Genomic DNA, 3,523 nt, shown 5'->3' on the forward strand with positions numbered 1-3,523 from the left:
GTCCCGGGCTTTTTGGTCTGGGGGCGTCGGCACACTGTTGGGTCCTGAGAGGACGATCGGCCCTCACGTCTGGCTGCCTGTGTGGTGGTGGGTGTGGGGGTTGGTGTTTTCTCTGGACAGTCATCGCCGGCTCCCTGCGGTTGCGGGGTGGTGCGGTGGTGGTCTGTGGGTTGGGTTGTCAAGTGGACAGTGGACGCGAGCATCTTTTTTTCCTGGTCGCCGCGGCAACGTTTTCCGGGCTGGTCCGTCGTGGGCTGGTGGCGGGAGAGGTTGTTGTGGTTGATCTTAGTTTGCTTTGATGACTGTGTTGATCTTCGACGGCCGCATCGCGTGAGGCATGTTCGTGCTGTGCATGTTCTGCTGCATGTTCGTGCTGTGTGTGTGGTTGTTGTTGGTGTGTTGGTCAAGTTGTCAAGGGCGCACGGTGGATGCCTGGGCATCAGGAGCCGATGAAGGACGTGGGAGGCCGCGATAGTCCTCGGGGAGTTGTCAACCGAGCTGTGATCCGAGGGTGTCCGAATGGGGTAACCCGGCAGCCGTCATGGGCTGTCACCCCCGCCTGAATGTATAGGGCGGGTGGAGGGAACGCGGGGAAGTGAAACATCTCAGTACCCGCAGGAAGAGAAAACAACAGTGATTCCGTGAGTAGTGGCGAGCGAAAGCGGAAGAGGCTAAACCCCGCTTGTGTGATAGCTGGCAGGTGTTGCTGGTGGGGTGTTGTGGGGCGTCATGTCCGGGGGCTGCTGACCCTGGGCGTGGTGGTGGATGGTTAGTCGAAGGCGTTGGGACGCGCCGGCGTAGAGGGTGAGACCCCCGTAGACGAAAACTGTTCATCATCGCGTGGTGACGTGCCCGAGTAGCAGCGAGCCCGTGGAATTCGCTGTGAATCTGCCGGGACCACCCGGTAAGCCTAAATACTTCCTGATGACCGATAGCGGACAAGTACCGTGAGGGAAAGGTGAAAAGTACCCCGGGAGGGGAGTGAAATAGTACCTGAAACCGTGTGCCTACAAGCCGTCAGAGCCTGGATTTCGGTCCGGTGATGGCGTGCCTTTTGAAGAATGAGCCTGCGAGTTAGCGGTACGTGGCGAGGTTAACCCGTGTGGGGAAGCCGTAGCGAAAGCGAGTCCGAACAGGGCGTGTGAGTCGCGTGCTCTAGACCCGAAGCGGGGTGATCTACCCATGGCCAGGGTGAAGCGCCGGTAAGACGGTGTGGAGGCCCGAACCCACCAGGGTTGAAAACCTGGGGGATGAGCTGTGGGTAGGGGTGAAAGGCCAATCAAACTCCGTGATAGCTGGTTCTCCCCGAAATGCATTTAGGTGCAGCGTCGCGTGTTACTCACCGGAGGTAGAGCACTGGTTGGCCTAGGGGGCCTACAAGCTTACTGAAGTCAGCCAAACTCCGAATGCCGGTGAGCTCGAGCGCGGCAGTGAGACTGCGGGGGATAAGCTTCGTAGTCGAGAGGGAAACAGCCCAGATCGCCGGCTAAGGCCCCTAAGCGTGCGCTAAGTGGGAAAGGATGTGGGATCGCCCAGACAACCAGGAGGTTGGCTTAGAAGCAGCCACCCTTGAAAGAGTGCGTAATAGCTCACTGGTCAAGTGGTCCTGCGCCGACAATGTAGCGGGGCTCAAGCGCACCGCCGAAGCCGCGGCAGCACCACGGACACCTAACGGTGGTGGTGCTGGGTAGGGGAGCGTCATGCGGGTGGTGAAGCGGCGGAGTGATCCAGCTGTGGAACCCGTGTGAGTGAGAATGCAGGCATGAGTAGCGACAGCAGAGTGAGAAACTCTGCCGCCGGATGACCAAGGGTTCCTGGGCCAGGTTTTTCCGCCCAGGGTGAGCCGGGACCTAAGGCGAGGCCGACAGGCGTAGTCGATGGACAACGGGTTGATATTCCCGTGCTCGTGTAGGCGCGTCCATGGCGAGCCCAGGTGTGCTAACCGCCCGAACCCCATGACTCCTTCGGGAGTCGGACGGGGGAGCGCGGGATCCTGCCTGGTAGTAGCCAAGCGATGGGGTGACGCAGGAGGGCAGCTCCGCCAGTGAGTGGTTGTACTGGTGCAAGCGTGTAGGCCGGTGCATAGGCAAATCCGTGCACCACGTGGCTGAGACGTGACGCATAGCCGTTGAGGCGAAGCAGAGTGATCCCATGCTGCCGAGAAAAGCCTCTAGCGAGTTCCTACGCGACCCGTACCCCAAACCAACACAGGTGGTCAGGTAGAGAATACCGAGGCGTTCGAGCGAACTGTGGTCAAGGAATTCGGCAAAATCCCCCCGTAACTTCGGGAGAAGGGGGACCCTGTGGCCTGAAGCCTTTCGCGGGCTAGGGCTGTGGGGTCGCAGAGACCAGGGGGAAGCGACTGTTTACTAAAAACACAGGTCCGTGCGAAGTCGCAAGACGATGTATACGGACTGACTCCTGCCCGGTGCTGGAACGTTAAGGGGACCGGTTAGGCCTCACGGCCGAAGCTGAGAACTTAAGCGCCAGTAAACGGCGGTGGTAACTATAACCATCCTAAGGTAGCGAAATTCCTTGTCGGGTAAGTTCCGACCTGCACGAATGGAGTAACGACTTCCCCGCTGTCTCGACCACAGACTCGGCGAAATTGCACTACGAGTAAAGATGCTCGTTACGCGCGGCAGGACGGAAAGACCCCGGGACCTTCACTACAGCTTGGTATTGGTGCTCGGTTCGGCTTGTGTAGGATAGGTGGGAGACTGTGAAGCGGCCACGCCAGTGGCGGTGGAGTCGCCGTTGAAATACCACTCTGGTCGAATTGGGCATCTAACTTCGGGCCATGATCTGGTCCAGGGACAGTGCCTGGTGGGTAGTTTAACTGGGGCGGTTGCCTCCCAAAGGGTAACGGAGGCGCCCAAAGGTTCCCTCAGCCTGGTCGGCAACCAGGTGTTGAGTGCAAGTGCACAAGGGAGCTTGACTGTGAGACCGACGGGTCGAGCAGGGACGAAAGTCGGGACTAGTGATCCGGCACCTCCTGGTGGAAGGGGTGTCGCTCAACGGATAAAAGGTACCCCGGGGATAACAGGCTGATCTTGCCCAAGAGTCCATATCGACGGCATGGTTTGGCACCTCGATGTCGGCTCGTCGCATCCTGGGGCTGGAGTAGGTCCCAAGGGTTGGGCTGTTCGCCCATTAAAGCGGTACGCGAGCTGGGTTTAGAACGTCGTGAGACAGTTCGGTCCCTATCCGCCGCGCGCGCAGGAGACTTGAGGAAGGCTGTCCCTAGTACGAGAGGACCGGGACGGACGAACCTCTGGTGTGCCAGTTGTCCCGCCAGGGGCACGGCTGGTTGGCTACGTTCGGAAGGGATAACCGCTGAAGGCATCTAAGCGGGAAGCCCGTTCCAAGATGAGGTCTCCCACCCCATGAGGGTTAAGGCCCCCACCAGACCAGTGGGTTGATAGGCCAGACATGGAAGTACCGCAAGGTATGCAGTGGACTGGTACTAATAGGCCGAGGACTTGCCCGACACACCACCAACACCCACACCCGGGCCGTTGGC

At 59.6% G+C, this 3,523-nt stretch carries 1 rRNA gene; it reads left to right on the forward strand.

What is annotated here, in order from left to right:
• The first annotated feature begins 401 nt into the window (after positions 1-401).
• Positions 402-3,490, forward strand: a 23S ribosomal RNA gene (locus LN037_RS31995).
• Positions 3,491-3,523 lie beyond the last annotated feature (33 nt).

This window comes from Actinomycetospora soli (genome assembly GCF_021026295.1).
GTDB lineage: Bacteria > Actinomycetota > Actinomycetes > Mycobacteriales > Pseudonocardiaceae > Actinomycetospora > Actinomycetospora soli.